This window comes from Nocardia higoensis (assembly GCF_015477835.1).
Classification (GTDB): domain Bacteria; phylum Actinomycetota; class Actinomycetes; order Mycobacteriales; family Mycobacteriaceae; genus Nocardia; species Nocardia higoensis_A.
In genome coordinates this window covers 708,966-735,220 of record NZ_JADLQN010000001.1, presented here as the reverse complement: position 1 = coordinate 735,220, position 26,255 = coordinate 708,966, and the positions used below count along the sequence as shown (strand labels likewise).

The following is a 26,255-nucleotide window of genomic DNA, read 5'->3' as shown; positions in this document are numbered from 1 at the left end:
GCCCGTTTCGCGGCTCAGGGGTGCCGTTCGGCGATGCGCATGGCCCAGTCGTAGAAGGCCGACCCATCGCCGAGTTCGGCTCGCACGTCCGCCGCGACGAGGGGGCCGGAGGCGGCGTGCAAGAGGTCGTGTAGACCCAGGTAGCCCCACTCCCAGACCATGGCGACGAAGTTGTAGTGGTACATCAGCGAGCCGACGCGCTCGCGGACGGCCTCGATCTCTTCCCGGGAGAATCCGGCCGCACACAGGCGCGCGAAGGTCGCGCCCGCGGATTCGGCATCGATCTCGGTGTCGAGGAACGGCTCGAGCAGATCCGCCCAGAGGTCGGATCTGCGGACTTCGGGGATGTCGTGGCGCAGGCAGAACCGTGCGAGCTCGGTGTCCAGTGCACGCGGGACGAACAGGGTTTCGCCGAGGACGGTACGGATCTGTGGGGGCACCGCCGTGCTGTCGGCGTCGCGAATCACCTCGGGTCCGAGGGTGCCCGCAGGGTGGACGGTGGCGCCCGGAAACGGGTAGTCCGTGAAGTGGATGTGGCGTTCGGCGATGAGGACTTCCATCAGGATGTCTCCCCCGTTGCCCGCGTCGACTGTGGGGGCCACCCTACCGGGCCACATCCGGTTCCTCCGTGGATTCACCTTCCGGCAGCACGCCGTCGTCGTCGCGGGCGGTGCGGACGCGACCGCAACGCCGATCGGGCAGGATCGAGGGGACGGACCACGCGAGGGAGAGGATGCGACGATGAGCCAGGGTGAGCGAGTCCCGAGCAAATGGGAGGAGATCGTCGCCGAGGATCCGGCCCACTCCGACCGCTACATCCAGCGGTTCCGCGATCTGGCGGCTCAGGGGCACGATCTCCACGGCGAAGCACGGCTGATCGACGCGATGCTCCCGCGTGGCGCGCGGGTGCTCGACGCGGGGTGCGGGCCGGGACGGGTCGGCGGTCATCTGCACGAGGTGGGCCACGTGGTGGTCGGTGTCGATGTGGACCCGGTGCTGATCGCGGCCGCCGAAGCCGATCACCCGGGGCCGACCTGGCTGGTCGGCGACCTCGCCGGACTCGATCTGCCCGCCCGGGGTATTCCGGGCGACTTCGACGCGATCGTCTGTGCCGGCAATGTCGTCACCTTCGTCGCCCCGCAGACACGCGGCGCGGTACTGGCGGGATTCGCCCGCCACCTCGCTCCGGACGGGCGCGCGGTCGTCGGGTTCGGCGCGGGGCGTGACTACGCGTTCACCGACTTCCTCACCGACGCCGAGACCAACGGCCTGAAGGTCGACCTGCTCCTGTCGACCTGGGATCTGCGCCCGTTCACCGAGAACTCCGACTTCCTCGTGGCAGTCCTGTCCCGCGCGGACGCGAACTGACTCGGAGCGGGTTCCACGCCGGATAGGTCAGCGGGCGACGGTGCCGCCGTCGACGAGGACGGTCTGACCGGTGATGAAACTGCCCGCGTCCGAGCACAACAGCAGCGCGGTGCCGACCATCTCGTCGGGTTCGGCGATCCGGCGCAGCAGCGGGGCCTGCGCCATCGCCTCGACGAATTCCGGCGGGTTCTTCCGCACCATGTCGGTGTTCACCGCGCCGGGCGCCATGGCGTTGACGCGGATGCCGTCGGCGGCGAATTCGGCCGCCATGGATCGGGTGAACGACAGCAGCGCGGCCTTGCCCGCCGCATACATCGACAGGCCGCCGGCGAATTGCAGCGCGGCGACCGAGCCGAGATTGAGAACCGCCGCGTGGTCGCTGGCCCGCAGGTGCGGCAGGGCAGCCTGGACGAGGAAGAGCGGTCCGTTGACATTGACGGCGAAGGACTTCTCGACCGCCTCGGGTTGCATTGTCGCCAATGGCTGCGCCAACGCGTTGGCGGCATTGTTGACGACGATGTCGATGCCGCCGAAGCGCTCGACGGTGGCATCGACGAGCCCGCGCAGGGCAGCGATCTCACCGAGATGAGTCGGCACCCCGAGCGCCTCGCCGCCCAGCTCACGCAGCCGTGCCGCGGCCTGCTCACAGGCCTCCGGCTTGCGGCTGGCGACGACGACATTCGCGCCCGCGCAGGCCAATCCCTCGGCGATGGCCAGGCCGATTCCCCTGGTCCCACCGGTGACGATCGCCGTCCGGCCGCTCAGGTCGAACAGTGTCCGGAAGGAGTCCTTGTCCACGTCGGCAACCTCTCGATCTCGCGGGCGACCTCGCCCGGCTGGAACCAGTTCTACCGTGCCCGGTCCGCGCGGGCATTTCGGGGGAACGCACCGGTCACGAATCGAGACATTGCGTGCGCACGTGCGCACGTGTAGAAAGTACGACGTGGATCGAGGTAGCGGTGCCGGAGACCTGCGGGATGTGCTCACGCACCCGGTGTTCAGGCGGTTGTTCGCGGCGCAGGTGGTCGCGCTGGTGGGAACCGGACTGCTGACCGTCGCACTCGGACTACTCGCCTACGACCTGGCCGGGAGCGCGGCGGCCGTGGTGCTCGGCACGGCACTGGCGATCAAGATGGTGGCCTATGTCGGGCTCGCTCCGGTGGTCGCGGCCGTGACCGACCGACTGCCCCGGCGCACGGTGCTCGTCACCGCGGATGCCGTGCGGGCGAGCGTCGCGTTGCTGCTGCCCTCGGTATCGCAGGTCTGGCAGATCTACGTGCTGATCTTCGTCCTGCAAGCCGCCTCGGCGACGTTCACGCCCGCGTTCCAATCGGTGATCCCCTCGGTGCTGCCCGACGAGCGGGACTACACGCGGGCGCTGTCACTGTCCAGGCTGGCCTACGACCTCGAGGCACTGTTCTCCCCGATGCTGGCCGCGCTGTTGCTGACGCTGATCGGCTATCACTGGCTGTTCATGGGCACCGTGGCGGGCTTCGTCTGCTCCGGGCTGCTGGTGGTGCGGACCGCCCTGCCCGTCCGGCCTGCCACCGACCGGTCCACCCCGCTGGCCGACCGGATCCTGGCGGGGGCTCGGGTGATGCTCGCCCGGCCGGTGCTGCGCGGACTGCTCGCGATGAACATGGTCGTGGCGGCGGGGACCGCGCTGGTGGTGGTCGGCACGGTCGTCTTCGTGCGCGACGCGCTCGGCGGGTCCGATACCGGCGTCGCGATCGCGCTGGCCTGCTACGGCGCGGGATCCATGGTCGTCGCGCTGGCCGTGCCGCGCCTGCTCACCGTCGTCACCGACCGGATGTTGATGCTCGCCGGCTGCGCGCTGATTTCGGCGGCACTGATCGTGACAGCCCTGTCGCTCGCGGGCCGCCCCGGCTCGGTGGGCGGCTGGGCGGCGCTCGGCATGTGCTGGGTGGCGCTGGGCATGGGCACCTCCGCGGTCAACACTCCTTCCGCTCGCCTGCTGCGTTCGGAATGCGCCGAGCCGGAACTGCCCGCCGTCTTCACCGCGCAGTTCTCGCTGTCGCATGCCTGTTTCCTGCTCACCTATCCCCTCACCGGATGGCTCGGTACGCATGCCGGACCCGGCTTCGCGGCGGCCGCATCGGCCGTGATCGCTACACTCGCAGCTATTGCCGCCGCGCGAACCACGCCGGCGGACCGGCACGTGGAAGCGGCGCCGGCGCTGCGATGAGAGTGGTGAGGGCGATGGCCGAGCACGTGGCGAGCCGACAATCCGAACCCGCGGCCAGCCTCCAGCACCCGGTCTCCCCCGACCCCAGCCGCCTCGACACCGCCACCGGCATCTTCCAGATGCTCGCCGACCCCACCCGCCTGCACCTGCTCTGGCTGCTCACCCACGGCGAAGCCGATGTCACCGCGCTCGTCGATGCCTGCGGCGCGTCCCGCACGGCGGTCAGCCAGCACCTGGCGAAGCTGCGGTTCACCGGACTGGTCGACACCCGCCGGGAAGGCCGCCGGGTGATCTACCGGCTACGCGGCGGACACGTCACCCGCCTGGTCGAAGAGGGACTCAACCACGCCGACCACATCGTCACCGGCGAGCCTCCGCACCACTGATCGCCGCCCTGCCGCCAATCGAGGCCCAAAGCCCTTGCGGCCCGGGACCCTGGCCCGTTTCGCGCGCGGTGCCGGGATCACCAGAATCGTCGCAGACCCGATCGCGATGGCGGTGCGGGTAGTCACCCGGTCCCGCAGCATCGAAAGGGCATCCCGATGTCTGTTCCGCACGCCCTCGATCCACACCGGAGTCGATCGGCCGCTGTCGTCGTGGGTGTCGACGGCTCCGTGGGCAGCGAGCGCGCGGTGCGCTGGGCGGCGACGATGGCCGCGCGACGGGGGCGGCAGCTCGTGCTCGTGCACGCGCTCGACATCGATCCCGCGCACGACGCCTTGACCGATCCCGATGGTCTCGGCATGCGCACGGTGCGCGAACGCGGAGTCGAACGGCTGCTGAGCGCCGCCGCGGTCGCTCGTCGCGTGGAGCCCGGCGTCGTCATCGACACCGCGTCGCTCGACGGAGGCGCGGCACCCGCGCTGATCGGCCACTCCCCTACCGCCCACCTGCTCGTGCTCGGCGCGACGGGCACCGGCGGCGCCGCGACCCATCTCGGCTCCACCCTGCTCGCGGTGACCGGTCATGCCGAAGGCTCGGTCGTCGTCGTCCGCGACTCCGAGTTCACCCACCGGGACGACGGCACCGGCCCGGTGGTCGTCGGCATCGACGCCGATCAGCGCGGCGGCCTCGCCGGCCACCGCGCCGTCGAGGCGGCATTCGCCGAGGCGAGCGAACGAGGCTGCGCCCTGGTCGCCGTGCACGCATGGAGCGATCTGCCTTTCGGCGAGCTGGACGAGGCGGTCGAGGACGAAACCCTGCCCGAGACCGAGGCCGCCGCGGCGGCGCTGCTGGGCGACGGGCTGGCGCCGTGGCGCGAGAAGTACCCGGAAGTCACCGTCGAGCAACACGTCTACCGATGCGGTGCGCGTCACCACCTGGTGATGTGGTCGAAGACGGCGCAACTGCTGGTCGTCGGGGCGCGCGGTCGAGGCGGATTCCCCGGCTTGCCGCTGGGCTCCACCGCCAACGCCATGATCCAGCGCGCGCATTGCCCTGTCCTCGTGGCACACGACCGCTGAGGGCGAGGTCCGCAAGAGTCATCGGCCACCCGATCGCCTGCCTCTCATGGCGCGCCGTGCGACCTGCGATGGCCGTTCAACCCCTGTGCAGAAGGGCGTGCGGGGACCACACTGGACCTATGACCGACCAACGCGCTGAGCTCACGGTCCCCGACCAGCCGACGGTGTTCGCCGTCATGGCCCGCGCCTCGCGAGCGCCGTCGATCCACAACACCCAGCCGTGGCGGTGGGAATTCGACGGAGCCGAGCTACGCCTGTTCCGGGACGACGAGCGCCGCCTCACCGCCACCGACCCGAACGGCAGGCAGTTGATGATCAGTTGCGGAGCGATGCTGCATCACGCCCGCACCGCCTTCGCCGCCGCGGGCTGGCATACCGACGTCGACCGCTTCCCCCCCTCGGCTCATCCCGGGCACCTCGCCACCCTCACCTTCCGGCCCTGGCCCGACCCGCCTCCCGGCGTGCGGGCCCGCGCCCAGGCGATCGAACAACGCCGGACCGACCGACTCCCCTTACGCTCCCCCAGCGATCTGGTGACCCTGGTGCGCACCGCGCGCAAGCTCGCCGACCCCCACGACGTGAGCCTCGCCGTCCTCGATGAGACCGCGCCGGAGCGCCTGGCCTCCGCCGCGCAACACTCGACGGCCTTACGTCACTACGACATGCCCTACCAAGCCGAACTCCGCTGGTGGACCGGCCACGATCAATCGCCCTATGGCGTCCCCGCGCACGCCTTGGCCTCTGAGGAGGAGGCATCGCGCGTGCCCGCGGGTCGGGTCTTCCCCGCGGGAGGCGAGTCCAGCCGCCGGGCCGATCTCGAGGACGAGGCCGCCCTGCTCGTCCTGAGTACCGCGGGTGACACTCCCTACTGGTGGCTGCACACAGGCGAGGCCATGTCGGCGGTCCTGCTCGAATGCGCTGCCGCGGGCCTGTCCACCTGTCCGCTCACCCACATCACCGAAGCCCCTACGACCCGTCAGGTCGTCGCGAATCTGGCTGGGCGCGAGGGTATTCCGCAAGTGGTGATCCGCGTCGGCGTCGCCCCCGACACGGAAAGCCACGAACCGACCCCGCGCCGGACTCCGGCCGAATTCCTCACCATGACCCGCCCCTGACGGGTCGCCCACCGGGCCGCGATTTGGTATTCCACCCGGCCCCACCTCTATGATCTTGATGCACCGGCCCGGTGGGCCACACAACTGAACACAGCACGAGTCCGGGTGGCGGAATGGCAGACGCGCTAGCTTGAGGTGCTAGTGCCCGTATAGGGCGTGGGGGTTCAAGTCCCCCTTCGGACACCAGCGCTGACCCCACAGAGGGCGGCACCAACGATCGCACACCGCTTCTCCGATCCCTGTCAGGGGGGAGCTCGGCGTGGCGGCCAGCTCTCTTGCCGCGGTCCCAGGTCAGAGTCAGGCGCAGCGAGGCGGGCAAGGTGGTCAGCGCTGAGGCGATGGCTTTTACCCCATCAGCGGTCGGCTCGGAAGGCTTTGTTGCGGCCGATCCGTCGTGTCTTCGGAGCAGGAACTTCTGCGATCCGGCGGGCACCGAAACCGCGGGCATGAAGACCGAGCTGATCGAACAGCGCGGTCCGTGGCGAAATGGTTGTGCCGGCCATCGACGACTGGATGTAAAGGACGGGCTCAGGCGACGACGGGCCGTTGCGGGACGCCGACGTACTCGCTGAGCGGCCGGATCAGGGCGTTGGATTCACCCTGCTCGATGATGTGGGCGGTCCAGCCGGTGATCCGGCTCATCACGAAGATCGGGGTGAACACCTCGATGTCGAAACCGAGCAGGTAGTAGGCCGGGCCGGTCGGGAAGTCGAGATTGGGCTCGAGGCCGGTGGCCTCGTTCATGGTGCGCGCGAGGATCTCGTACATCTGCACCCACTTGCCGCCGTCGGTGGCGGCGGCGATGTCGAGGAAGGCCTTCTTCATGGTGGGCACCCGGGAGTCACCGTTCTTGTAGACCCGGTGGCCGAAGCCCATGACCTTTTCCTTCTTCGCCAGCTTCTCGCGCATCCACGCTTCGGCCTGGGACGGGTCGCCGATGGCGAGCATGTCGTGCATGACCGCTTCGTTGGCACCGCCGTGCAGGGGGCCTTTGAGGGCGCCGATGGCGGCGGTGACCGCGCTGTAGATGTCCGACAGTGTCGAGGTGACCACGCGGGCGGCGAAGGTGGAGGCGTTGAAGCTGTGCTCGGCGTAGAGGATCAGCGAGACTTCGAATGCCTTGACCAGTTCGGGTGCGGGGATCTCCCCGAAGCACATGTTCAGGAAGTTCTGCGCGTAACCGAGGTGGGAATGCGGGGCGATCGGGTCGAGGCCGCGGCGGCGCCGGTGGTCGGCGGCGACGATGGTCGGCAGCACGGCCAGCATGCGCAATGCCTTGGCGCGGTTGGCCTTCGCGGAGTTGTCGTCCTCGAGCGGGTCTTCGGCGCCCAGGTAGCTGATGGCGGTGCGCACCACATCCATCGGGTGGCAGTTGTCGGGCAGCTTGGCGACCAGCGACAGCAACGACCGGTCGGCTCGGCGGGACGCGCGTTCCTGCTGTTGGAAGCGTTCCAGTTCGGCATCGGTGGGCAGTTCGCCGTACCAGAGCAGGTAGGCGACCTGTTCGAAGGAGCAGTGCGCCGCCAGATCCTGGACCGGATAGCCGCGGTAGGTCAGCGAGTTCGTTTCCGGGACCACCTTGGAGACGGCGGTGGTGTCGACGACGACTCCGGCCAGCCCCTTGTAGATGGTCGGTATCGCGGTATCCGTCATCACTGATTCCTTCCCAGCGTGAAATTGAAGACCTCGGAATCGAATTCGTTGTAGCGCTCGTACTGCAGCAGCTCGTAGAGACGGCTCCGGTGCTGCATGCGGTCGAGCAGACCGGACTGGGTGCCCTCGGCGAAGATCTCGCGCAGGCCGGCCTCCGCGGCGTACATGGCCAGGCGCAGGGTGGTGACCGGGTAGATGACGGCGTTGTAGCCGATTTTCTCCAGGGTCGAGGCCGACAACAGTTCCGACTTGCCGAACTCGGTCATGTTGGCCAGCAACGGCGTGTCGACCGCGGCACGGAACTTCTCGAAGTCCGCCGGGGTGTGCAGCGCTTCGGTGAAGATCAGGTCCGCGCCTGCCTCGGCGTAGGCTTTCGCGCGGTCGACGGCGGCGTCGATGCCCTCGATGCCCGCGGCGTCGGTGCGGGCGCAGATCACGAAGTTCGGGTCGCGGCGCGCGGATACGGCAGCGGCCAGCCTGCGCACCATCTCGTCGGTGGGGACCACGGCTTTGCCGTCGAGGTGGCCGCAGCGCTTCGGGTTGACCTGGTCCTCGAGATGGCAGCCCGCGATCCCGGCGTCCTCGAGGACGCTGACCGTCCGTGCCGCGCTCATCGGCTCACCGAATCCGGTGTCGGCGTCGATGAGCACCGGCAGATCGGTGACCCGCGCGATCTGGTGGCCGCGGCCTGCGACTTCGGTCAGGGTGGTCAGCCCGATGTCGGGCAGGCCGAGGTCGGCCGAGAGCACCGCGCCGGAGACGTAGACGCCCTCGAAGCCGATCTCCTGGATGAGCTCGGCGACCAGCGGGTTGAACGCGCCCGGGATGCGCTGGATGCTCCCCGAGGTCAGGCCCGAGCGGAAGGCGACACGTTTGTCGGCGGCCGAGGTGGTCGAGGCGAGCAGGCCGGTCATCGGAACAGTCCCTTCGGCGACCGGGGCGCACGGGCGAGCACGTCCGCGGAGACGGTGAACGTGAGCTCCGACAACTCACTCGCGGACAGCCCACCCGCACGCTGGACCACCTCGAGGAAGCGGTCCTGCTCGACCGGATCGATGACACCCTCGGCGAGGGTGCGGAACTTGGTGATGTACTGCTCGCGGGCGAACGGACGAGCGCCCAGCGGGTGGGCGTCGGCGACCGCCAACTCGTCGACGATGACCTCGCCGCTCTTCAGGGTGATCTCCGCGCGGGCGCCGAAGGCCTTCTCGTTCGGGTCGGTGGAGTGGTAGCGGCGCGTCCATTCCGGGTCCTCGGCGGTGGAGATCTTGCGCCACAGCTCCACGGTGTCCGGACGCCGCGCGCGCTCGGGCGCGTAGGAGCGCTCGTGATGCCAGGTGCCGTCCTGCAGCGCGACGGCGAAGATGTACATGACCGAGTGGTCGAGGGTTTCGCGCGAGGCGGTCGGGTCGAACTTCTGCGGATCGCCCGAGCCGGTGCCGATGACCACGTGAGTGTGGTGGCTGGTGTGCAGCACGATCGAGGCGATCTGATCCAGATCGCCGATCCGGTCCCGCATGCGGCGGGCCAGGTCGATCGGGGCCTGCGACTGGTATTCGGCGGAGTGTTCTTTGGTGTAGGTGTCGAGGATGCCGAGCTTGGGCTCGCCCGGCCCCGGCAGCGGCACCGAGTACTCCGTGTCCGGGCCGTCGAGCAGCCAGGCGATCACACCGTCCTCGCCCTCCCAGATCGGTGACGGCGCGCCCTCGCCGCGCAGCGCCCGGTCGACGGCCTCGACGGCCATCTTGCCCGCGAAAGCGGGCGCGTAGGCCTTCCAGCTGGAGATCTCGCCCTTGCGGGACTGACGGGTGGCGGTGGTCGTGTGCAGCGCCTGGCCGATGGCCTGATAGATGGTCTCAGGATCCAGGCCGAGCAGGGTGCCGATGCCCGCGGCCGCCGAGGGGCCCAGGTGGGCGACGTGGTCGATCTTGTGCTCGTGCAGGCAGATCGAACGGACCAGGTCGATTTGGATCTCGTAGCTGGTGGCCAGGCCGCGGATCAGGTCGTGGCCGGTGCGGCCGGTGTGCTGGGCCACCGCCAGGATCGGCGGGATGTTGTCACCGGGATGGGAGTACTCGGCGGCCAGGAAGGTGTCGTGGAAATCCAGTTCCCGCACCGCGACGCCGTTGGCCCAGGCAGCCCATTCCGGGGAGAAACGGCCGTCGACGCCGAACACGGTCGCGCCGGGCTGATACGGATGCGCCAGCGCCTGTGCCCGCGCGTTGGACACCGGGCGGCGGATCAGCGACGCCGCCGCGACAGCCGCGTTGTCGATGATCCGGTTGACGATCATCTCCTCGACCTGCGCGGTGACCTCGACCGGGTCGGCCGCGACCTCGGCGATGCGCCAGGCCAGGTGCTCCTCTCGCGGGAAGTGCTCTGCCGAGCGGTGGGTGCGGACGAGATGATTCTTCACGGATCAGGCCTCCATGGCGTCGTCGTATTCGCTTGGCCCGAACGCTACCGAGGGCGACTACCTGCGGAAAAGCCGTTGCAGAGAGCGAATTCTGTGGAAGCCTCGCGATATTTCTGTGTAACCTGCGAAAGGAATTCACAGGGATGTTCCGGGCCGGGAATCGCCGATTTCGCGCCACCGCGCACCGGTGCCGAGCAGGTCCGCGGATCCGCTACCGGTGAATCACCACTGATCGGCCCGGTAGCCGGCCACTGGCGAGGCAGGGGCATAAGGGGTAGCAGCCGGCCGGTTCTCGTCGGCGGCCAGCGGCCTGCCGATCTGCGGGAACGCGCGCTGAGCGCAGTCGCCGCGCTCGCACACCCGGCAGCCCGCACCGATCGGCACCGCTTCGGCGGGGTCGTGGATCGGCAGGCCCCGTGAGTAGACGAGTTTGTCGGCGAAGGTCAGGTCACAGCCGAGACCGACGGCGAAGTCGCGGGAGGGCGCGCGATAGCCCGGGCTGCGTTCTCCGGTCGTGCGTGCCAGCCACAGGTAGGTGCGGCCGTCGGGCATCTGCGCGATCTGTGTCCTGATCCGGCCCGGGGTCGCGAAGGCGTCGTGGACCACCCACAGCGGGCAGCTTCCTCCGACGCGGGAGAAGTGGAAGGCGGTGGCGGACTGGCGTTTCGAGATATTTCCCGCGCGGTCGGTGCGAACGAAGAAGAACGGCACGCCGCGCCTGCCCCGCCGCTGCAGAGTTGACAGGCGGTGACATACCGTTTCGAATCCGACCTCGAATTGAGCGGAGAGCAGATCGATGTCGTAGCGCGCTTTTTCGGCGGCTTCGAGAAATCTCCCATAGGGGAGAATGAGCGCGCCGGCGAAGTAGTTGGCGAGTCCGATACGCAAGAGGCGGCGCGACTCCGCGGGCAGGCTCGCGGTCTCGGCGAGCAATTCCTCGATCACGTCGGTCTGGGTGATGAAGGCCAGTTGGGTCGCGAGCTGGAATGCCCGCTGTCCCGCGGTGAGGCGGCGGGCGAGAGTGAGAGTGCGGGTCGCGAGGTCGTAGATCCGTTTCGGGCCCGGCTTGGCCGGATTCTCCGAGCGGATCCGCACCGCCACGTCGTGCTGGTCGCGCAACAGCCGTGCCAGTTGCAGGTCCAGGCCGCCGAGGGTGAATCCGTTGCGGTCGAAGAGCTGCTCGGCGGCGAGGTCGAGTGCGGGGATGTGGTTGCGGCGGTCGTAGAAGTAGTCGCGGACGTCTTCGTAGGGCATCGCCGCCCGAGGAGCCGCCGCCGGTCCGTCGATACCCGCGGTCAGTTGGTCGAGTTGGTCGTCGGCGGCGCGCAGCCGACGATGCTGATGGATCAGCAGCCGCGCGGCGGCGGGCGCCCGGGACAGCAGGTCGTCGAGTTCACCGCTGGTCAGCGGGCCCGCCTCGGGATTCTCGGCGAAGACCTCCTGCAGGTCCGCGAGCAGGCGCGCGTCGGTCTCCGGGGCGAAGAAGCCGACTTCGAGGTCGAAGGTCGTGGTCAACCGCATCAGCACCGGGACGGTCAGCGGCCGCTGGTCGTTCTCGAGCTGGTTGACATAGCTCACCGACAACCCGAGCATTTTTGCCAACCCGGACTGCGACAGCTTGCGCTGCTCCCGCAGGGCGCGCAGCCTGCCCCCCGCATACATCTTCTCCATCGCGACCACCTTTCCGACGAACATCTCCGGCCCGACACACCACGACCGAGTTCCTCGACGACCGGGCGGCCGACACGGTGCGAATACCGCCGTCGGCCGCCCGGTCACGAGCGCGTCACCCGGTCACGGGCATTCTCAGCGCAGCGCGGCGGCCGCGGCCACGAGGTTGCGCAGCGAGGCGACCACCTCCTCGGTGCGGCGGGTCTTGAGCCCGCAGTCGGGGTTGACCCACAACCGTTGCGGCGGGACGGCTTTCAGGGCTCGCTGCAGCGACTCGATGATCTCCTGGACGCTCGGCACGCGAGGCGAATGGATGTCGTAGACGCCGGGACCGACTCCCAGATCGAAGCCGGCGGCGTTCAGATCGTCGAGCACCTCCATATGCGAGCGCGCCGCCTCGATCGAGGTCACGTCGGCGTCCAGTCCGGCGATGGCGCCGATGATCTCGCCGAATTCCGAGTAGCACAGGTGGGTGTGGACCTGGGTGGCGTCGGAGACACCGCTGGTGGCCAGCCGGAAGGCGTGCACTGCCCAGTCGAGATAGGCGGGCTTGTCGGCCTCGCGCAACGGCAGCAGTTCGCGCAGCGCGGGTTCGTCGACCTGGATGATCCTGATGCCCGCGGCCTGCAGGTCCACCGTCTCGTCCCTGATAGCCAGCGCGATCTGACGTGCGGTGTCGGCCAGGGGCTGGTCGTCGCGCACATACGACCAGGCCAGGATGGTGACCGGTCCGGTGAGTATCCCCTTGACCGACTTGTCGGTCAGCGACTGCGCGTAGGTGCTCCACGCGACGGTCATCGGCCGCGGACGGGTGACATCGCCGTAGAGGATCGGCGGGCGCACGCAGCGGGTGCCGTAGGACTGGACCCAGCCGTTGGCGGTGGCGAAGAAGCCGTCGAGCTGCTCGGCGAAGTACTGGACCATGTCGTTGCGTTCGGGTTCACCGTGCACGAGCACGTCCAGGCCGATCTCCTCTTGCAAGGTGAGGACCGCGGCGATCTCGGCGCGCATCCGGCGCTCGTACTCGGCGGCATCGATCTTCCCGGCACGCAGTTCGGCCCTGGCGACACGGATCTGCCCAGTCTGTGGGAACGAACCGATCGTGGTGGTCGGCAACGGGGGCAGGTTCAGCCGTTGCTGCTGGGCCTGCCCACGCTGCTCGGCGGGCGCGCGCCGCGCGGCATCGGGCCCGAGGGACTCGAGCCGCGCCCGGACCGCGCCGTTGTGCAGGCGGGGGTCCTGCCGTCGGTCGGCGATCGCGGCCCGTGCCTCGGCGAGTTCGGTGGCGACGGCGTCGGCGCCTTGGCGCAGCGCGGTGGCCAGCATGCGGATCTCGGCGACCTTCTCCCCGCCGAAGGCCAGCCACGAGCGCAGCCGCGGCTCCACCTCGGGCTCCTGTTCCAGCGAGTAGGGCACGTGCAGCAGCGAGCACGACGAGGACACCGCGACGGCCGCAGCGCTGCCCAGCAGCGTCGCCAGCACCCCGAGCGCCCGGTCCGGATCTGTGCGCCAGACGTTGTAGCCGTCGACCAGGCCGGCGACCAGCAGCTTGCTCGCCAACGCCGGAAGCGACGCGACCTCCTCGACCGTGGCGCCGGAGACGAAGTCGACCCCGATGGCCTCCACCGGGGTGGCCGCCAGCGCCGCGAGAGCGGGACCGGGCTTGCCGAAGTAGGTCGCCACCAGCAGCGCGGGTCGGTCGGTGGCCCCGGCCAGCTCCCGGTAGACCGAGGTGACGAGTTCGAGTTCGGCCTCGTCGAGATCGGTCACCAGGATCGGCTCGTCGATCTGCACCCACACCGCGCCCGCCTCGGCCAGTAGGGACAGCAACCTGCGGTAGAGCGGCACGAGATCGGCGATCCGGTCCAGCGCTGCACTGCCGTCGACGGTCTTGGCCAGCTTCAGGAAGGTCACCGGGCCGACGACCACCGGCCGGGCGGGCACGCCCAGCTCCTGCGCCTCGGCCAGTTCACCGAGCAGCTTGCCCGGATCCAGCGTGAATGCGGTGTCGGCGGCGAGCTCGGGAACGAGATAGTGGTAGTTGGTGTCGAACCACTTGGTCATCTCCAGCGGGGCGATGGTGTCGGTGCCGCGCGCGGCCGCGAAGTAGCGGTCCAGGTCGTCCTCGATACCCGACACCCGTTCGGGCAGGACACCGAGCAGCACCGCGGTGTCGAGCACATGGTCGTAGTAGGAGAAGGTGCCCACCGGGACCGAATCCAGACCGGCGGCCTGCGCGACCCGTAATTGGTCGACGCGCAGCTTTTTCGCGCTCCGGTGCAGCGTCGGCGCGTCGGTGCGTCCCGCCCAGTAGGCCTCGACGGCCCGCTTGAGTTCCCGGTTCGGTCCGATTCGCGGCAGTCCCAGCACCGTCGCGCTGAACGGACTCAGAGGTTTCGACATGTCATGTGCTCCGTCGATGGCAGGGTCAGCCGCCACCTGTCCGGACGCGCACGACGACAACGCACCCGGACAAACCGAATGCGTGAGATGTCGGCGTAGCGCCCAATCCGCGAGGCGACGGCCGCTGGACACGGCGTGTCCAGCACAACCGGCAGGTCTTCGGACTCGCGGGCATCGACCACGACGGGTCGACCCGGGATCGAGCACTTCCCGGGCTGGTACTACCACGCCGTCGCTTCCCAGGCCGTGTGGCCCAGTGCTGTGTGACGGCGGTCGTTCCCGCTCACCGCTGCGGGACAGTCCCGGATTCTCACCGGGTTCCCTCTCGCCCTCCGCTCGTCACCGAGCGAGGAGCTTCGACGTCCCGCGCACACCACAGCGGCACGGGACGAACCAGCTGCGGAACCAGGATAGGCCAGCACCACTCCCCCGCCTACCGGGGTCCTCACCGAAACCGAGCCGACGCTCCGGTCGAGCACCTCGACGACGCACGGCGGGCGGGATGCCATTCGATGCAGCGGACCACCGGAACTGCCGGGATCGTCAGCTGGGCGACCGGCTCAACGGAGTACGCGCCGCCACCAGGTCCGCACGCATGCCATCACCACCTCAGCTGAACTCCGTGGGCCATATCGAACGCGTGACCGTGGCGCTGCACCATCGGCGCGAGTGTTACCGTGGCGGCGCGTCGGCTACCGCTCGGCTTCGGCCGGGCGGTTCGCAAGAGGGAATCCGGTGGAAGTCCGGAACTGCCCCGCAGCGGTGAGTGGGAACGACCGCGGTCACACAGCACTGGGTGTCCACCCGGGAAGCGACCGCTAGTAGGTGGGATCGGTTCGTCCGGTCCCGGGTCCACGAGTCCGAAGACCTGCCGGCGTGGCCGCGCCGTTCGGTGTGGTCGCTTGTCGACCCCGAGGGAGCGGTCGGCGAGGTCACGGGCTCGCTCTGCGTGCACGTCCTCGTGTGCTGTCTCGGATCGACCGGCCGGGTTCGATCCGTGAAGGTTCTGGTAGTGCGTCGATTGTCCGTGGCCACCTTGGCCGCCGCCACCCTTGTGGCGTTGCTCGCGATGTCGATTCTCGCGTTGATGTTCGGTACCGCGCCCATCCCCTGGCGCGATGCCCTCGGGTTCCTGTGGGCCGAGCTCTCCGGTGGCCCCGTGGCGGCCGCCGATATCGCCAACTACCGGATCGTGGTGGATTCCCGGCTGCCGCGTGTGCTCACCGCGGCGCTGGTGGGCGCCGGGTTGAGCGGGGTCGGGCTTATCGTGCAGGCGATGGTGCGCAACGCGCTGGCCGATCCGTACGTGCTCGGCATCTCCTCAGGAGCGTCGGTGGGCGCGGCCGCGGTCGTGCTGTTCGGCGCCTTCGGCGCGCTCGGGGTCTACGCACTGTCGACGGCGGCGTTCGCGGGCGCGCTGGCCGCGACCGTGCTCGTGTACCTGATGGCGCGCACGGCCGCGGGGCTGGTGCCGTTGCGTCTGGTGCTGACCGGCGCGGCTCTCGGATACGGATTCTCCGCTGCGACAACGGTGCTGGTGTTCCTGGCGCCGCGTGGGGACGCGGCCCGGTCGGTGATGTTCTGGCTGCTCGGCAGCCTGGCTGGCGTCACATGGAGCGCGGTTCCCTCGGTGGCCGTGGTCTGCGCGGCGGGTTCGGTGGTGATCGTGGTGTGTGCGCGACGACTGAACGCGCTGTCGATGGGCGACGAGGTCAGCGCCGCGCTGGGTATGGACGCCGCCCGGCTGAGGCTGCTGCTGTTCGTGGTCGCGGCCGCGATGACCGGCTGTTTCGTGGCGGTGTGCGGGGCCATCGGTTTCGTGGGCCTGGTGGTGCCGCACGTGGCCAGGTTGCTGGTCGGCGCCGATCACCGCAGGCTGATCGTCATCGCGCCACTGCTGGGGGCGGTGTTCCTGGTGACCGCCGATCTGCTCGCCCGCACGCTGGTCCCACCGCAGGAGTTGCCGCTCGGTGCGATCACCGCGGCGGTCGGTGTGCCGGTGTTCCTGCTGTTGATGCGCAGGCGCGGCGCGATGGTGGGTGGCCGGTGATGCGGGTCGACTACCAGGACGTGTCCGTCGAGATCGACGGCGCGCGCATCGTCGAATCGGTGACGCTCGGTATCGAGGCAGGCAGTTTCGTCGGCATCGTCGGCCCGAACGGCAGTGGCAAGTCGACCCTGCTGCGCTGCCTGTACCGGGCGTTGTCCCCGGCGTCGGGCCGGGTCCTCGTCGACGGCGACGACATCGCCGCGATCAGCATGAAGAACAATGCCCGACAGGTGGCCGCGCTGACGCAGGACACCGACATGCAGTTCGACTTCACCGCCCGCGAGGTCGTCGAGACCGGGCGGTTGCCGCATGCTGCTGCGCTGCGGTCGACGCTGCGGGAGGACGAGCGGATCTGCGCCGAGGCGATGGCGACCGCCGACGCCGGGCATCTGGCGCACCGCGGTTTCCTGTCTCTGTCCGGTGGTGAACGCCAGCGCGTCCTGATCGCCCGCGCGCTGGCGCAGCAGCCCAGGGTGCTGGTGCTCGACGAGCCGACCAATCACCTGGACGTGCACCATCAGTACAGCCTGCTGTCGGCCGCCCGCGCCCTGGGAATCACCGTGGTGGCGGCCCTGCACGACCTCAACCTCGCCGCCCAGTACTGCGACCGGCTCTTCGTGCTCAACCGCGGCCGCCTGGTGTGCTCGGGCACGCCCGCAGACGTGCTCACCCCCGGAATCGTGCGCCGCTGGTTCGCCATCGGCGGCCACATCGTCACCCATCCGAGGCTGGGCGTGCCCCAGATCATCTTCGACGAACAGGAGCAATAGATGCGGTTGACGCGCACGGGTTCGGCATTCGCGGCCGCCGTGGCACTGCTCGCCACGGTGACCGCCTGCGGTGCCGAGGTGGAACAGCCCGCCGCGGCAGGCGACGCCGCCGCGGTCACGGTAGTCAACTGTGGTACGCCGCTGACCGTGGAGGGCGTGCCCCAGCGGGTGGTTGCCAACGACACCGGCATCACCGAGATCATGTTCGCCCTCGGCCTTGCCGATCGCCTCGTGGGTTACACCAGCTATCCCGGCAAGGAACGCGACGTCGAATCCTCGCCCTGGCGCGCCGAATTCGAGTCCACCCCGGAACTCGGCCTGGCGTTCACCCGCGAAATCGTCCAGGCCGCTGCCCCCGACTTCGTCTTCGCCGGCTGGAACTACGGGTTCAAGGAGTCCACCGGCCTGACACCGGATTGGGTACGCTCCATCGGCGCGGTCCCCTACCAGCTGACCGAGGCCTGCAGGCAGCCCGGCAGCGACCGGCGCGGAGTGATGGAACCACTCGATGCGCTGTATGCGGACCTGACCAACCTCGGCAACATCTTCGGCGTCCGCGACCGCGCCGACGAACTCGTCGCCGGCTACCGCGCCCAGGTCGCCGAAGCCGCCGCGAGCGCGCCCGAAGGCCAGGAGCCCGCGCGGGTGTTCCTGTTCGACAGCGCGACACCGGAGCCGTTCACCTCCGGCCGCAGGGCGGCGCCTTCGCAGATCATCCGCGAAGCCGGTGGCGCGAACATCTTCGACGACATCGACAACTCGTGGACCAGCACGTCGTGGGAGGCCGCGGCACAACGCGATCCGCAGGCGATCGTGATCGTCGATTACGGCGCCGGGCCGGAGAACTCGGTGTCGGCGAAGATCGAGCAGCTGCGACAGCACCCGCTGATGGCGGGCACCGCCGCCGTTCGCGAGGACAACATCATCGCGCTGCCCTACGCCGCGCTGGTGGAGGGACCACGCAATCCCCAGGCGGTCGTCACCGTCGCGGAGTTCCTGCGCTCGAAGGGCTTCTGACCGATCCTCGGGCGGCGCCGTGTGCGCCGCCCTACGGGGATCTCCGCCGCATCACCGACACCGCGCCGGCGCTGCTATCGGATTCAGCACACGTGTTCACCGAAGTCTCCGGGGGTCCAGGGTCCAGTAGTTTCAGTCTCTCCGAACTCACCGAGGCGATTCGCCATAGAACTACGCCTGACTCAATCACCGTTCTTCGTCATTTCCGCAGGTCGATCCGCGTGTTCAGCGGATGTGTCCCCCCCTTCGGGCACAGATACACGGATCGTTGTGGAACGTCTTCTCCCACCCCACCGACCACGCACGCGAGCTGTGCGGCAGCGAGTTCGTTTCCTCCAGTACCTCACCAGGGCCGACAGAACTCCGATACCGGGTGGTCTCATTCATTGGACACGGGCCGCTAGAATGCAGGTTATGGAGACCCCCGGAGCGGGAGACGGCACGTCGAAAGTCACCCGGCTACCGCGTCGCCCGCGGCGCGTGACGGAAGAGGCCGGCGGGCGTCCCCACAAAACATGGCGTTCGGACGGCGGCTCCGTCTTCGACCTACCGCCGACCAAGCCCGTCCTGCGATCGGACCTGCAACGGGAGACGGGATGGTGGCCGATCGACCCCGGCTCGGGGCGGCACCCCGCCCCCAAGGGAGCCCCGGGCCGTGCCGAGTCCGATGGGAATGTCGTCGATCTCGACGCGTTACGGCGGCGGAAACGATCCGGCGAATAGACCGGCACCGGGACACCGAGGAGGGGGACGCACCGCGCAGGGCGAAGCGCCGATCCTCGGTCGGCGTCACCGATAGAGCGCGTCGATGCTGTCGGCGAGTTTGTCGACGACTATCTTGCGGCGCAGTTTCATACTCGGTGTGAGATCACCGGCCTCTACGGACAGTTCGTGGTCGATGATGTCGAATTTCTTGATCTGTTCCCAGCGATCGAGTTGGGCATTCAGGTTGTCGACGTAGGCGGCGATCACCTCGTGGATCTTCTCGTCCCGCGCGATATCGGTGAGCGGTTTGTCGGCCAGACCATGCTTTCCTGCCCATTCGGCGATGCTCTCGGCATCGAGACCGACCAGGGCGACGCAATAGGGCCGCGACTCTCCGTAGACGATCAATTCCGCCGCGTAGGGGCACATCCCCTTGAACCTGGCGGCGATCGCGGAGGGCGCGACGTATTTGCCCTGCGAGGTCTTGAACAAGTCCTTCTTGCGATCGGTGATGCGCAGGAAGCCGTCCGCGTCGATCTCGCCGATGTCGCCGGTACGGAACCAGCCGTCCGCGTCCATCGCCTCGGCGGTGGCCTCGGGGCGGTTGTGGTAGCCACTCATCACACCCGGACTGCGAATCAGGATCTCGCCGTCCTCGGCGATCTTCACCTCGGTGCCGGGGAACGGCTTGCCGACGGTTCCGAACCGGTAGGCGTCCGGGCGGTTGATGAACGACGCGGCGGCGGTCTCGGTCAGGCCGTAGCCTTCGAGCACGATGACACCGATCGCGTCGAACCACTGCGCGACATCGCGGTCCAGCGGGGCCGCTGCCGAGACGAAGTACCGCAGCCGGCCACCGAAGCGTTCACGGATTCTGGAGAGCACCAGCTTGTCGGCGACCTTGTGCTGTAAGGCGACCGGCAACGACGGATCCTGGCCGGCCTGTCGCGCGTGCGAGACCTTCAGACCGACCCCGACCGCCCAGTCGAAAAGCTTCTTCTTGATCCCGCCTTCGTCGGCCACTATGCCCTCGATACGGGCATGCGCCTTCTCGAAGATGCGCGGGGCGGCCGCCACGATGGTGGGACGCAAGATCACGAGGTTGTCGACGATCTTGTCCACCCGACCGTCGATGGCTGTGGGAAAGCCGACCAGCGGTGACAGCGCCAACATCACCTTGCCGAACGCGTGCGACAGCGGAAGCCACAGGAAGTTCAGGTCGTCGGGGCCGAGAACACGCAGGACGTCGATCGCTGCCGCGCTGTACGTCCACGCCGAATGCGGCAACCTGACGCCTTTCGGGGTGCCGGTCGTCCCCGAGGTGTACATGATGCTGCCCAAGTGCTCGGGCCGGATGCCGCGGATACGATCGGCCACCGCGTCGGGAGATTCGGCGAGCAGTCCGCGCCCGCGTTCTTCGAGATCATCGAGTGCGATCACCCAGTCTCCGTCACCCTCGCCGTCGAAGACCACCACCTGTTGCACGTCGGGCAACTCGGCGCGGCGCTCGATCAGTTTGTCGACCTGGGCCTGATCCTCGGCGACGACGACACGGCTGCCCGAGTCGGCGACGATGAACGCGACGCCCGGGGCGTTCATGGTGGGGTACACCGTGGTGGTGGCCGCGCCGGCGCACATCACGGCGAAGTCGGCGAGCACCCATTCGTACCGCGTGGACGACACGAGCGCGACCCGGTCCTCGGCCTGGATTCCGAGCGCGATCAACCCGGCGGCCAGAATGTCGACGCGCGCACCGAACTGCTTCCATGAGACGCCGACCCAGCCCTCGCCGTCAGGGAATCGGAATGCCTCCGCGTCCGGTGTGGCGGTGACGCGGTCGACCAGCATCTGGGCGACCGAAGGTGCCCGGTGCTCGATCTTGCTGAGATCGGAAAGCTCCTCGGAATTCCGGAGGAACGTCATTACTCGATTCTAAGGGAATTTCGGGCCGATCGATGCGGCGCTCGAAAAGATCGACCGGAAAGATATCGACCGGCCGGGGATCGACTGCGCGATGACGGCTCTGCTGTGGTCGTCACGAACCCGAGTCGCGTACGACGCAGCGAAAGCCCAGGGGTGACAGGTGGCCGTGTCCTCGGTCTGCCCTTGCCTGGCCGCGGGACGGTAGCGCAGGCAGTAATCGGCCGCGCACAGATATGAGCCGCCCTTGACGGCACGGCGCGGAAACCGCTGCGCCATTGTTCGCTCGGGTGCGTCGACGATCGGGTTGCGCGGGGCGCAACAGGTCGGCGACGGGTGGCTGGAGCGGAAATGGTCGGCGGTCCACTCCCACACGTTGCCGGTCATGTCGAACAAGCCGTGGCCATTGGGCGCGTACGTACCGACCGCCGTAGTGCCCGGCGTGTGTTTCTGTCCGGGAACATACCGCCACCACCGCCACCACCGCCGCCAATCGTCCAGCGGTACCGGGCGGGTGGTGGGCCGGAACACCAGCGCGCCGGGGATCAGATTTCTCCGGCTCCGCGTCCGGATAGTCCTCGGCCAGGGGCGTTCGTTCGGCGACGGTGCGGTATCCTGTCCGCTTCACGAAGCGCCGGAACGCGGCGTTGGTCACCGGGTGCGCATCGATCCAGAACGCATCGACCCGTACTCGATGCACCGGGCGCTCCTCGGGGAAGAAGTCGTCCGATCCCATGGCGAAATCGGCACCGGATATCCGGACCATGCCGCGGTGGACCTCGGCGTTGTTCACGGTGGTCACGAATGCCGCCTCAATCGCGCGAGAACGCCGCTGCCGCTGCCATTTCCAGGTCCAGGTATGGTTTTCCGCTCACATCCTCGATGACCTGATGCATGGTTCCTCCGGTGAACGGGAACGGGGACCGGTAACGCGCGGTCACGGGCTGACCGCTGTCCCGACCTACGCAGACTCCCTCCCCCACACCGGAGAACACGGTGGGGCGGTCGGTGTCGAACCGTCCCCAGCGGTCGGTGTCGAACCGTCCCCAGCCGGACGGGCATGCCGCGTGAACGGCGTCGGCGAACCAGCCGCGATGCCAGATGCCGCGAGTCCCGAGCATCGAAGAGAACTGGGTCTGGCTCCGGCTGAACCACCGAGAGTCGATGTGTGGTCGAAACGCGACGCGCGGTGGCCGCGCCCTGCCGCGGACCGGCTGTCCGGATACCCGCTTGGTCAACATCTTCCGAGGTCATCAAGGACACCGACCGGAAGGGATCCTGGTGCGAGAGTTGCCGGTTCGAGACGTCGGACCTCACCGGCACGGCACAGCGATCACTCGATCCGGGCCGCGAGATCGAAATTTCGAGGTATTCAAGATCGAATTGTCGAGGTATTCAAGATCGTGAACTCGGGAATTCAAGATCGAGCGGTGTTACCTCGACACAATATGCAGTTTGCCAAGTATTAACGGTGATTCATCACACAGAAAGCGGAGTGGATTTGCTGATTTCGATTCCTTAACGTTGCTGGTGCGCGCCGTGATGGTGTCGTGATATCCACCAGTGGAAGGAAGCTCCGCCATGATCTCTCGCAAGACTCTCGTCGCCGCCGGCGCCGTCACCGCCGCCGCCCTGTTCTTCGGACCGGCCGCTGTCGCCTCCGCCGAAAGCGCCACTGCCGTCACCGGTTCCGCCGCCCTGGCGACGGGGTCCGCCGGCCTGGCCGCGGGGTCCGCGGAAACCGGCCTGGCCACGGGGTCGGCAGGCCTGGCCGCAGGTGTCGCCGAAGGTGGTCTGGCCTCGGGCTCCGCCGGGCTGGCCACGGGTTCCGCGGGTCTGGCCGCGGGTTCCGCCGAGGGCGGCGGCCTGGCCTCCGGCTCCGCGCTGCTCGATACCGGCAGCTCCGCCTTCGACGGCGGCACCTCCGCCCTCCTCAACATCATCGAATCGATCATCGGTGTCCAGGAGCTGACCCAGCCCGAACCCGCCGCCTGATCCTGCCGTATACAACCGCTGTGCCGCACGCCCCGAGTCCGCGGGTGTGCGCCATTGCGGCGAATTTGCCATTGCGGCGAATTCCTCAGCAACGAAAAGTTCCCGAATCGGTTCGATCGAGATCCCTACCGGTCGTGGCGAACAGCCCCGCGAACCACGCCGGTAGGGTCAGTCCCGGGAACTGCGGGCGTGCTCCCAGAAGTATCGCAGCACATCGTCGTCGATGTCGGCCTGGGCGCTCGGGTTGCGGGCGTCCACCCCGTGCACCTCGGTGTGCAACTGTTCCATCCGGCGGTCGAGTTCTGCCGCTGTCCGGGCGGCAGTGGTCAGATCGTCGATCAGCCGCTGCGGGACATGGCCGTCGAACTTGTAGAAGATCTTGTGTTCGGTCGTCGCCCAGAAGTCCATCGCGACGGTGCGAACCTGGAGTTCGACGGTCACGTCCACCCGCCCGCTGGACAGGAACACCGGGATCTCGAGCAAGGCGTGCAAGCTCTTGTAACCGTTGGGCTTCGGATGGGCTATGTAGTCCTTGACCGCGATCACGCGCACATCGTCCTGTGAGGTGAGCGCCTCCAGCACCCGATAGGTGTCGGAGATGAAACTGCAGGTGACCCGTACGCCCCCGATGTCGGTGATGTGTTCGCGAATGGCGGCGAGTTCGGGAGGGACACCCTTCCTGAGGGCTTTCCGCACGATGCTCGGAGGCGACTTCACCCGTGAGGTGACGTGCTCGATGGGGTTGTAGTGATGCAGATTCAAGAACTCCTGCCGCAAGATCGTCACCTTCGTGAGCAGCTCCTGTACGGCGAACTCGTACTCCATCACGAAGCGGGTCATCTCGTCCCGCATCCGGGTCATGTAGCCGATCATCACGTCGTCGCCTGCCGCTTGCCGGTCGTGACCACCCGCAATTTCCTCCGCCACGGCCTCGGCCTCTCCCATCGACTCACCTGCGGACGACCGGTCGCGCGGACTCTACGCGCGCCGACCGGTGTTTTCCGGACGTCGACAACGGTACGCCCTCGGCCGACGGCGGCCCGCCGGCGCGGCAGGCCGGGACAACCACGCCACGCCGAGGCCGGGAAACGAGAAAAGGCTCCGCACCTCGAGGGTGCGGAGCCTTACAACTCGCGCTGACTAGATGACGCGGACGTCCTGAGCCTGCGGGCCCTTCTGGCCCTGCCCGATCTCGAACTCCACGCGCTGTCCCTCATCGAGGGACTTGAAACCCGAGCCGCCGATGGCGGAGTAGTGCACGAAGACGTCAGGGCCGCCTCCGTCTTGGGCGATGAAGCCGAAGCCCTTCTCGCCGTTGAACCATTTCACGCTGCCTTGAGCCATGTTAAAAAAATTTCATTTCTGTAGATGAGCCGCGCTCGATTTAGCTCGGTCTCAGCGACCACTATGCCACACCCGCGAGGGTTTCGCACACCGGGACCGAGCGGCGGACCGAGCGGAAGCGCCGAGGAGGGGGGCGACGAAAAGCTCGCGACACTCGCGGCTCGTGGAGCGCGGCCGTCGGCAGGCTGCCGAACGGCGAATCAGCTTGCCTGACAGTCGCTTCCGGATCGAAGGTGTGCGGCGCGGCGGCTGTCAGCGTCGCTTCAGCTCGACGGCGGACTCGACCTCGGATTTCCTGACCGCCTTGGCCTTCTTGTCCGCTCGTTTTTCCTTCAGAGATTTTCCGGACTTCTTCGCGGCACTGCTGCGGGGGGATTTGTCGGACATGGACGTCCTTCGCTTCGAGGACCTGAACGGTCCCGGTGTGACCGAGCCTACGCGATGCCGAGCGGTTCGTGGCCGACCGCCGCGTCACCAGCCCGCCCGCACGCCCGGGATGAGGTGCCCCGGATCTCGTCTATCGAGATGACGGTCTCTCCTGTCTACCACGAGGGGCTGGTCCACTGATCGGTGAACGACACGAAGACATGACGACGGCTCAACGCCGGCGCGCCGAGCGGCTGAATTCGCTCCGGAACCGGTCGGGCGGCTTGACAGCGCCATATGGCGGCCCGATCGACAAGATCACCTCCCGGTGTCGCTGGTGGTGCCGCAGATCGTGGTGGACAGCCACGTGATGCGACAGGTCTTCGTCTCGCCGACACCATTGCTCGAATCGGCATGGACCATCAACGGGATTGCGCCTGCGGCAATCGTCCCACGTCACAGGGCTCTCACTTCGCCCTGGATGCTGGTCCGCCAGGCCGATCCGGAAGCCTTCAGGGCGCTCGACGGCACCGTCGACACCTATCTCGAGCACTGGCTGACGCTGGTGGGCCATGACCGCGCCCACCGGGCAAACCTGTTCGATCCCGGGTGGATCCAGGTGCGGAGGCAGGTGGGCCCGGAGTCGTATTCACGAGTCGCCCGGTTCCCATTGACAGCGGCTACGCGGTGGCCGCTAACTGGCACAGAAACGCCATTTCGCTGAGGCGAAACAGTGCACAGTATTTCGCAGGAGCACCGATGAGTTCTCGACTACCGTCCCTGATCGCCGCCGTCACCGCCGCCTCGGTCGCGGGCGCGGTGTTCACCGTCCCGGCCGCGGCACACGCGGAATCGGTCCTCCGCGCCGACCAGGCGATCGAAATTCCCTGTCGCACCACTGTTCTGCGCCTGCGGTCGGACTGGTTCATCCCCGCGGGCGCGCCCAAGGGCTTGATCTGGCTGCAACACGGTTTCGCCCGGACCGGCGCCCATGTCTCTGGCCTAGCCACCCACTTCGCCGAGGCGGGCTACCTCGTCTTCACCCCCACGCTGCCGTTCATGGACCTGGGCGGCTGCACGCTGCAGAACCTCACCGGCAACCGGGAATTCCTGAACAGCGTGGCCGCGCTGTTCGCCACCGCGACCGACCCAGCGAGCACGCTGGGCGTCAGCCTGTCCGATGCGCTCGAGCGCTCGGGACGCGCGCCGATGCCGATGCCGGAACAAATGATCTTCCTCGGCCATTCCGCGGGCGCGGAGGCCGTCGCCTACGTCGCGAACCGGCTCCACGCCGCGCACTCCGCCGCATGGGCGGACCTGCGCGGCCTGATCCTGCTCGACCCGGTCAAGTCGTTCGTGGACAACAACACCGACGCTTCGCTGACCGCCCTCGATGGCACCGGTCTGCCGATCCAGACCATTTCGGCCGCGCCGTCGTGGTGCAACAGCCTCGGCACCGGAACGACGGCCGTGCAGACATATCTGCACCGGCCGTTCCTCGGCGTGCGAGTTCCCGGCGGTTCGCACGTCGACGCCGAGGGCACCAGTTCGGACACACTGGGGAGCTTGGTTTGCGGGTCACCGCAGACGGCCCACGTGTCCGCGCTCGACGCCCTCGCGGTCGGCTGGGCCGATGACTACCTGTCGGGCGCCAGCACCGTCACGCTCTATCCCGATGCCTCCGGGCAGGTGGCCGCAGCGCCGGGCGCGGAGGTCCTCCGCCCGTTCTGACCACCGCCGTGAGCACCCAGGGCAGCCGGTGCCTCATGCGACGGTCCACCGACGAAGCACCT

Annotated in this window: 23 protein-coding genes, 1 tRNA gene, 1 pseudogene and 2 riboswitches; of the genes and pseudogenes, 12 read left to right on the top strand and 13 right to left on the bottom strand. The window is 68.3% G+C overall.

Annotation, left to right across the window (positions count from 1 at the left end; all coding sequences use genetic code 11):
- Positions 1 to 14: 14 nt before the first annotated feature.
- Entirely contained in the window at positions 15 to 602 is a 588-nt protein-coding gene (locus tag IU449_RS03285) for a hypothetical protein (protein ID WP_195000468.1), read from the bottom strand.
- Between the two features lie 139 nt (positions 603 to 741).
- On the opposite strand from IU449_RS03285, the gene IU449_RS03280 reads away from it, so the two are divergent.
- Complete coding sequence (locus IU449_RS03280) at positions 742 to 1,368, top strand: class I SAM-dependent methyltransferase (protein WP_195000467.1); 627 nt, start codon at positions 742 to 744, stop codon at positions 1,366 to 1,368.
- Positions 1,369 to 1,395: 27 nt separating this feature from the next.
- Here the strand turns inward: IU449_RS03280 and IU449_RS03275 are convergent, their stop codons facing one another.
- Entirely contained in the window at positions 1,396 to 2,166 is a 771-nt protein-coding gene (locus IU449_RS03275; protein ID WP_195000466.1) for an SDR family NAD(P)-dependent oxidoreductase, read from the bottom strand.
- Between the two features lie 145 nt (positions 2,167 to 2,311).
- On the opposite strand from IU449_RS03275, the gene IU449_RS03270 reads away from it, so the two are divergent.
- From IU449_RS03270 to IU449_RS03250, 5 genes are all read left to right on the top strand, one after another.
- A complete protein-coding gene (locus IU449_RS03270; RefSeq protein ID WP_324188066.1) occupies positions 2,312 to 3,574 on the top strand; it encodes an MFS transporter in 1,263 nt (420 codons plus the stop codon).
- A 14-nt stretch (positions 3,575 to 3,588) separates the two neighbouring features.
- Positions 3,589 to 3,960 carry an ArsR/SmtB family transcription factor gene (locus IU449_RS03265; protein WP_228803658.1) on the top strand — a complete coding sequence of 124 codons (372 nt, stop codon included), beginning with the start codon at positions 3,589 to 3,591 and terminating at the stop codon, positions 3,958 to 3,960.
- Between the two features lie 156 nt (positions 3,961 to 4,116).
- Complete coding sequence (locus IU449_RS03260; RefSeq protein WP_195000463.1) at positions 4,117 to 5,037, top strand: universal stress protein; 921 nt, start codon at positions 4,117 to 4,119, stop codon at positions 5,035 to 5,037.
- A gap of 119 nt (positions 5,038 to 5,156) precedes the next feature.
- Positions 5,157 to 6,152: an Acg family FMN-binding oxidoreductase gene (locus IU449_RS03255; protein WP_195000462.1), complete on the top strand. Its 996-nt coding sequence runs from the start codon at positions 5,157 to 5,159 to the stop codon at positions 6,150 to 6,152.
- Positions 6,153 to 6,251: 99 nt separating this feature from the next.
- Positions 6,252 to 6,338 (top strand) — tRNA-Leu (locus IU449_RS03250).
- A gap of 342 nt (positions 6,339 to 6,680) precedes the next feature.
- Here the strand turns inward: IU449_RS03250 and IU449_RS03245 are convergent.
- The 5 genes from IU449_RS03245 to metE all read right to left on the bottom strand — a co-directional run bounded on the left by IU449_RS03245 (position 6,681) and on the right by metE (position 14,295).
- Entirely contained in the window at positions 6,681 to 7,805 is a 1,125-nt protein-coding gene (locus IU449_RS03245) for a bifunctional 2-methylcitrate synthase/citrate synthase (protein ID WP_195000461.1), read from the bottom strand.
- The gene (gene prpB / locus IU449_RS03240; RefSeq protein ID WP_195000460.1) at positions 7,805 to 8,719 is read right to left on the bottom strand and encodes a methylisocitrate lyase; all 915 of its coding nucleotides are present in this window, start codon (positions 8,717 to 8,719) and stop codon (positions 7,805 to 7,807) included. Before prpB ends, IU449_RS03245 begins: the two co-directional genes overlap by 1 nt.
- Positions 8,716 to 10,221 carry a 2-methylcitrate dehydratase PrpD gene (gene prpD, locus IU449_RS03235; RefSeq protein ID WP_195000459.1) on the bottom strand — a complete coding sequence of 502 codons (1,506 nt, stop codon included), beginning with the start codon at positions 10,219 to 10,221 and terminating at the stop codon, positions 8,716 to 8,718. The genes prpB and prpD overlap by 4 nt, the downstream gene beginning before the upstream one ends.
- A 222-nt stretch (positions 10,222 to 10,443) precedes the next feature.
- Complete coding sequence (locus IU449_RS03230) at positions 10,444 to 11,892, bottom strand: short-chain fatty acyl-CoA regulator family protein (protein ID WP_195000458.1); 1,449 nt, start codon at positions 11,890 to 11,892, stop codon at positions 10,444 to 10,446.
- 135 nt (positions 11,893 to 12,027) lie between these two features.
- Positions 12,028 to 14,295 carry a 5-methyltetrahydropteroyltriglutamate--homocysteine S-methyltransferase gene (gene metE / locus IU449_RS03225; protein WP_195000457.1) on the bottom strand — a complete coding sequence of 756 codons (2,268 nt, stop codon included), beginning with the start codon at positions 14,293 to 14,295 and terminating at the stop codon, positions 12,028 to 12,030.
- A gap of 132 nt (positions 14,296 to 14,427) precedes the next feature.
- A riboswitch (cobalamin riboswitch) is annotated at positions 14,428 to 14,657 on the bottom strand.
- A gap of 310 nt (positions 14,658 to 14,967) precedes the next feature.
- Positions 14,968 to 15,186: riboswitch (cobalamin riboswitch) on the top strand.
- A 178-nt stretch (positions 15,187 to 15,364) separates the two neighbouring features.
- Here metE and IU449_RS03220 point away from each other — a divergent pair.
- The 3 genes from IU449_RS03220 to IU449_RS03210 are packed head-to-tail and all read left to right on the top strand — an operon-like array spanning position 15,365 to position 18,132.
- Positions 15,365 to 16,345: a FecCD family ABC transporter permease gene (locus IU449_RS03220; RefSeq protein WP_195002279.1), complete on the top strand. Its 981-nt coding sequence runs from the start codon at positions 15,365 to 15,367 to the stop codon at positions 16,343 to 16,345.
- The gene (locus IU449_RS03215) at positions 16,345 to 17,115 is read left to right on the top strand and encodes an ABC transporter ATP-binding protein (protein WP_195000456.1); all 771 of its coding nucleotides are present in this window, start codon (positions 16,345 to 16,347) and stop codon (positions 17,113 to 17,115) included. The genes IU449_RS03220 and IU449_RS03215 overlap by 1 nt, the downstream gene beginning before the upstream one ends.
- Positions 17,116 to 18,132 carry an ABC transporter substrate-binding protein gene (locus IU449_RS03210; protein WP_195000455.1) on the top strand — a complete coding sequence of 339 codons (1,017 nt, stop codon included), beginning with the start codon at positions 17,116 to 17,118 and terminating at the stop codon, positions 18,130 to 18,132.
- A 789-nt stretch (positions 18,133 to 18,921) separates the two neighbouring features.
- On the opposite strand, the gene IU449_RS03205 is transcribed toward IU449_RS03210, so the two are convergent.
- The 3 genes and pseudogenes from IU449_RS03205 to IU449_RS03195 all read right to left on the bottom strand — a co-directional run bounded on the left by IU449_RS03205 (position 18,922) and on the right by IU449_RS03195 (position 21,878).
- Complete coding sequence (locus tag IU449_RS03205) at positions 18,922 to 20,760, bottom strand: AMP-dependent synthetase/ligase (protein ID WP_195000454.1); 1,839 nt, start codon at positions 20,758 to 20,760, stop codon at positions 18,922 to 18,924.
- A 112-nt stretch (positions 20,761 to 20,872) separates the two neighbouring features.
- Positions 20,873 to 21,523, bottom strand: a pseudogene (locus IU449_RS03200) (formylglycine-generating enzyme family protein).
- Between the two features lie 46 nt (positions 21,524 to 21,569).
- Complete coding sequence (locus tag IU449_RS03195; protein ID WP_195000453.1) at positions 21,570 to 21,878, bottom strand: hypothetical protein; 309 nt, start codon at positions 21,876 to 21,878, stop codon at positions 21,570 to 21,572.
- 460 nt (positions 21,879 to 22,338) lie between these two features.
- Between IU449_RS03195 and IU449_RS03190 the strand changes: the two genes are divergently transcribed.
- Entirely contained in the window at positions 22,339 to 22,752 is a 414-nt protein-coding gene (locus IU449_RS03190) for a hypothetical protein (RefSeq protein ID WP_195000452.1), read from the top strand.
- Between the two features lie 168 nt (positions 22,753 to 22,920).
- Here the strand turns inward: IU449_RS03190 and IU449_RS03185 are convergent, their stop codons facing one another.
- The 3 genes from IU449_RS03185 to IU449_RS29425 form a co-directional block, all read right to left on the bottom strand.
- The gene (locus tag IU449_RS03185; protein WP_324188065.1) at positions 22,921 to 23,697 is read right to left on the bottom strand and encodes a GTP pyrophosphokinase family protein; all 777 of its coding nucleotides are present in this window, start codon (positions 23,695 to 23,697) and stop codon (positions 22,921 to 22,923) included.
- A 195-nt stretch (positions 23,698 to 23,892) separates the two neighbouring features.
- The gene (locus tag IU449_RS03180; RefSeq protein ID WP_040796375.1) at positions 23,893 to 24,096 is read right to left on the bottom strand and encodes a cold-shock protein; all 204 of its coding nucleotides are present in this window, start codon (positions 24,094 to 24,096) and stop codon (positions 23,893 to 23,895) included.
- A gap of 252 nt (positions 24,097 to 24,348) precedes the next feature.
- Positions 24,349 to 24,483: a hypothetical protein gene (locus IU449_RS29425; protein WP_267468259.1), complete on the bottom strand. Its 135-nt coding sequence runs from the start codon at positions 24,481 to 24,483 to the stop codon at positions 24,349 to 24,351.
- A gap of 307 nt (positions 24,484 to 24,790) precedes the next feature.
- Between IU449_RS29425 and IU449_RS03175 the strand changes: the two genes are divergently transcribed.
- Both IU449_RS03175 and IU449_RS03170 read left to right on the top strand, forming a co-directional pair.
- Positions 24,791 to 25,186, top strand: coding sequence for a hypothetical protein (locus IU449_RS03175; RefSeq protein ID WP_195000451.1), 396 nt, complete (start codon positions 24,791 to 24,793; stop codon positions 25,184 to 25,186).
- Between the two features lie 35 nt (positions 25,187 to 25,221).
- Positions 25,222 to 26,193 carry an alpha/beta hydrolase gene (locus tag IU449_RS03170; RefSeq protein ID WP_195000450.1) on the top strand — a complete coding sequence of 324 codons (972 nt, stop codon included), beginning with the start codon at positions 25,222 to 25,224 and terminating at the stop codon, positions 26,191 to 26,193.
- Positions 26,194 to 26,255 lie beyond the last annotated feature (62 nt).

Bases quoted from the DNA above. Each gene is read 5' to 3' on its own strand.
- IU449_RS03255 (WP_195000462.1), top strand. From the start codon at position 5,157: ATGACCGACCAACGCGCTGAGCTCACGGTCCCCGACCAGCCGACGGTG.
- prpB (WP_195000460.1), bottom strand. From the start codon at position 8,719: ATGACCGGCCTGCTCGCCTCGACCACCTCGGCCGCCGACAAACGTGTC.
- IU449_RS03195 (WP_195000453.1), bottom strand. From the start codon at position 21,878: ATGCTCGGGACTCGCGGCATCTGGCATCGCGGCTGGTTCGCCGACGCC.
- IU449_RS03170 (WP_195000450.1), top strand. From the start codon at position 25,222: ATGAGTTCTCGACTACCGTCCCTGATCGCCGCCGTCACCGCCGCCTCG.
- IU449_RS03220 (WP_195002279.1), top strand. From the start codon at position 15,365: ATGTCGATTCTCGCGTTGATGTTCGGTACCGCGCCCATCCCCTGGCGC.
- IU449_RS03205 (WP_195000454.1), bottom strand. From the start codon at position 20,760: ATGACGTTCCTCCGGAATTCCGAGGAGCTTTCCGATCTCAGCAAGATC.
- metE (WP_195000457.1), bottom strand. From the start codon at position 14,295: ATGTCGAAACCTCTGAGTCCGTTCAGCGCGACGGTGCTGGGACTGCCG.
- IU449_RS03190 (WP_195000452.1), top strand. From the start codon at position 22,339: ATGATCTCTCGCAAGACTCTCGTCGCCGCCGGCGCCGTCACCGCCGCC.
- IU449_RS03280 (WP_195000467.1), top strand. From the start codon at position 742: ATGAGCCAGGGTGAGCGAGTCCCGAGCAAATGGGAGGAGATCGTCGCC.
- IU449_RS03185 (WP_324188065.1), bottom strand. From the start codon at position 23,697: ATGGGAGAGGCCGAGGCCGTGGCGGAGGAAATTGCGGGTGGTCACGAC.
- IU449_RS03260 (WP_195000463.1), top strand. From the start codon at position 4,117: ATGTCTGTTCCGCACGCCCTCGATCCACACCGGAGTCGATCGGCCGCT.
- IU449_RS03210 (WP_195000455.1), top strand. From the start codon at position 17,116: ATGCGGTTGACGCGCACGGGTTCGGCATTCGCGGCCGCCGTGGCACTG.
- IU449_RS03265 (WP_228803658.1), top strand. From the start codon at position 3,589: ATGGCCGAGCACGTGGCGAGCCGACAATCCGAACCCGCGGCCAGCCTC.
- IU449_RS03245 (WP_195000461.1), bottom strand. From the start codon at position 7,805: ATGACGGATACCGCGATACCGACCATCTACAAGGGGCTGGCCGGAGTC.
- IU449_RS29425 (WP_267468259.1), bottom strand. From the start codon at position 24,483: ATGTCCGACAAATCCCCCCGCAGCAGTGCCGCGAAGAAGTCCGGAAAA.
- IU449_RS03180 (WP_040796375.1), bottom strand. From the start codon at position 24,096: ATGGCTCAAGGCAGCGTGAAATGGTTCAACGGCGAGAAGGGCTTCGGC.
- IU449_RS03230 (WP_195000458.1), bottom strand. From the start codon at position 11,892: ATGGAGAAGATGTATGCGGGGGGCAGGCTGCGCGCCCTGCGGGAGCAG.
- IU449_RS03215 (WP_195000456.1), top strand. From the start codon at position 16,345: ATGCGGGTCGACTACCAGGACGTGTCCGTCGAGATCGACGGCGCGCGC.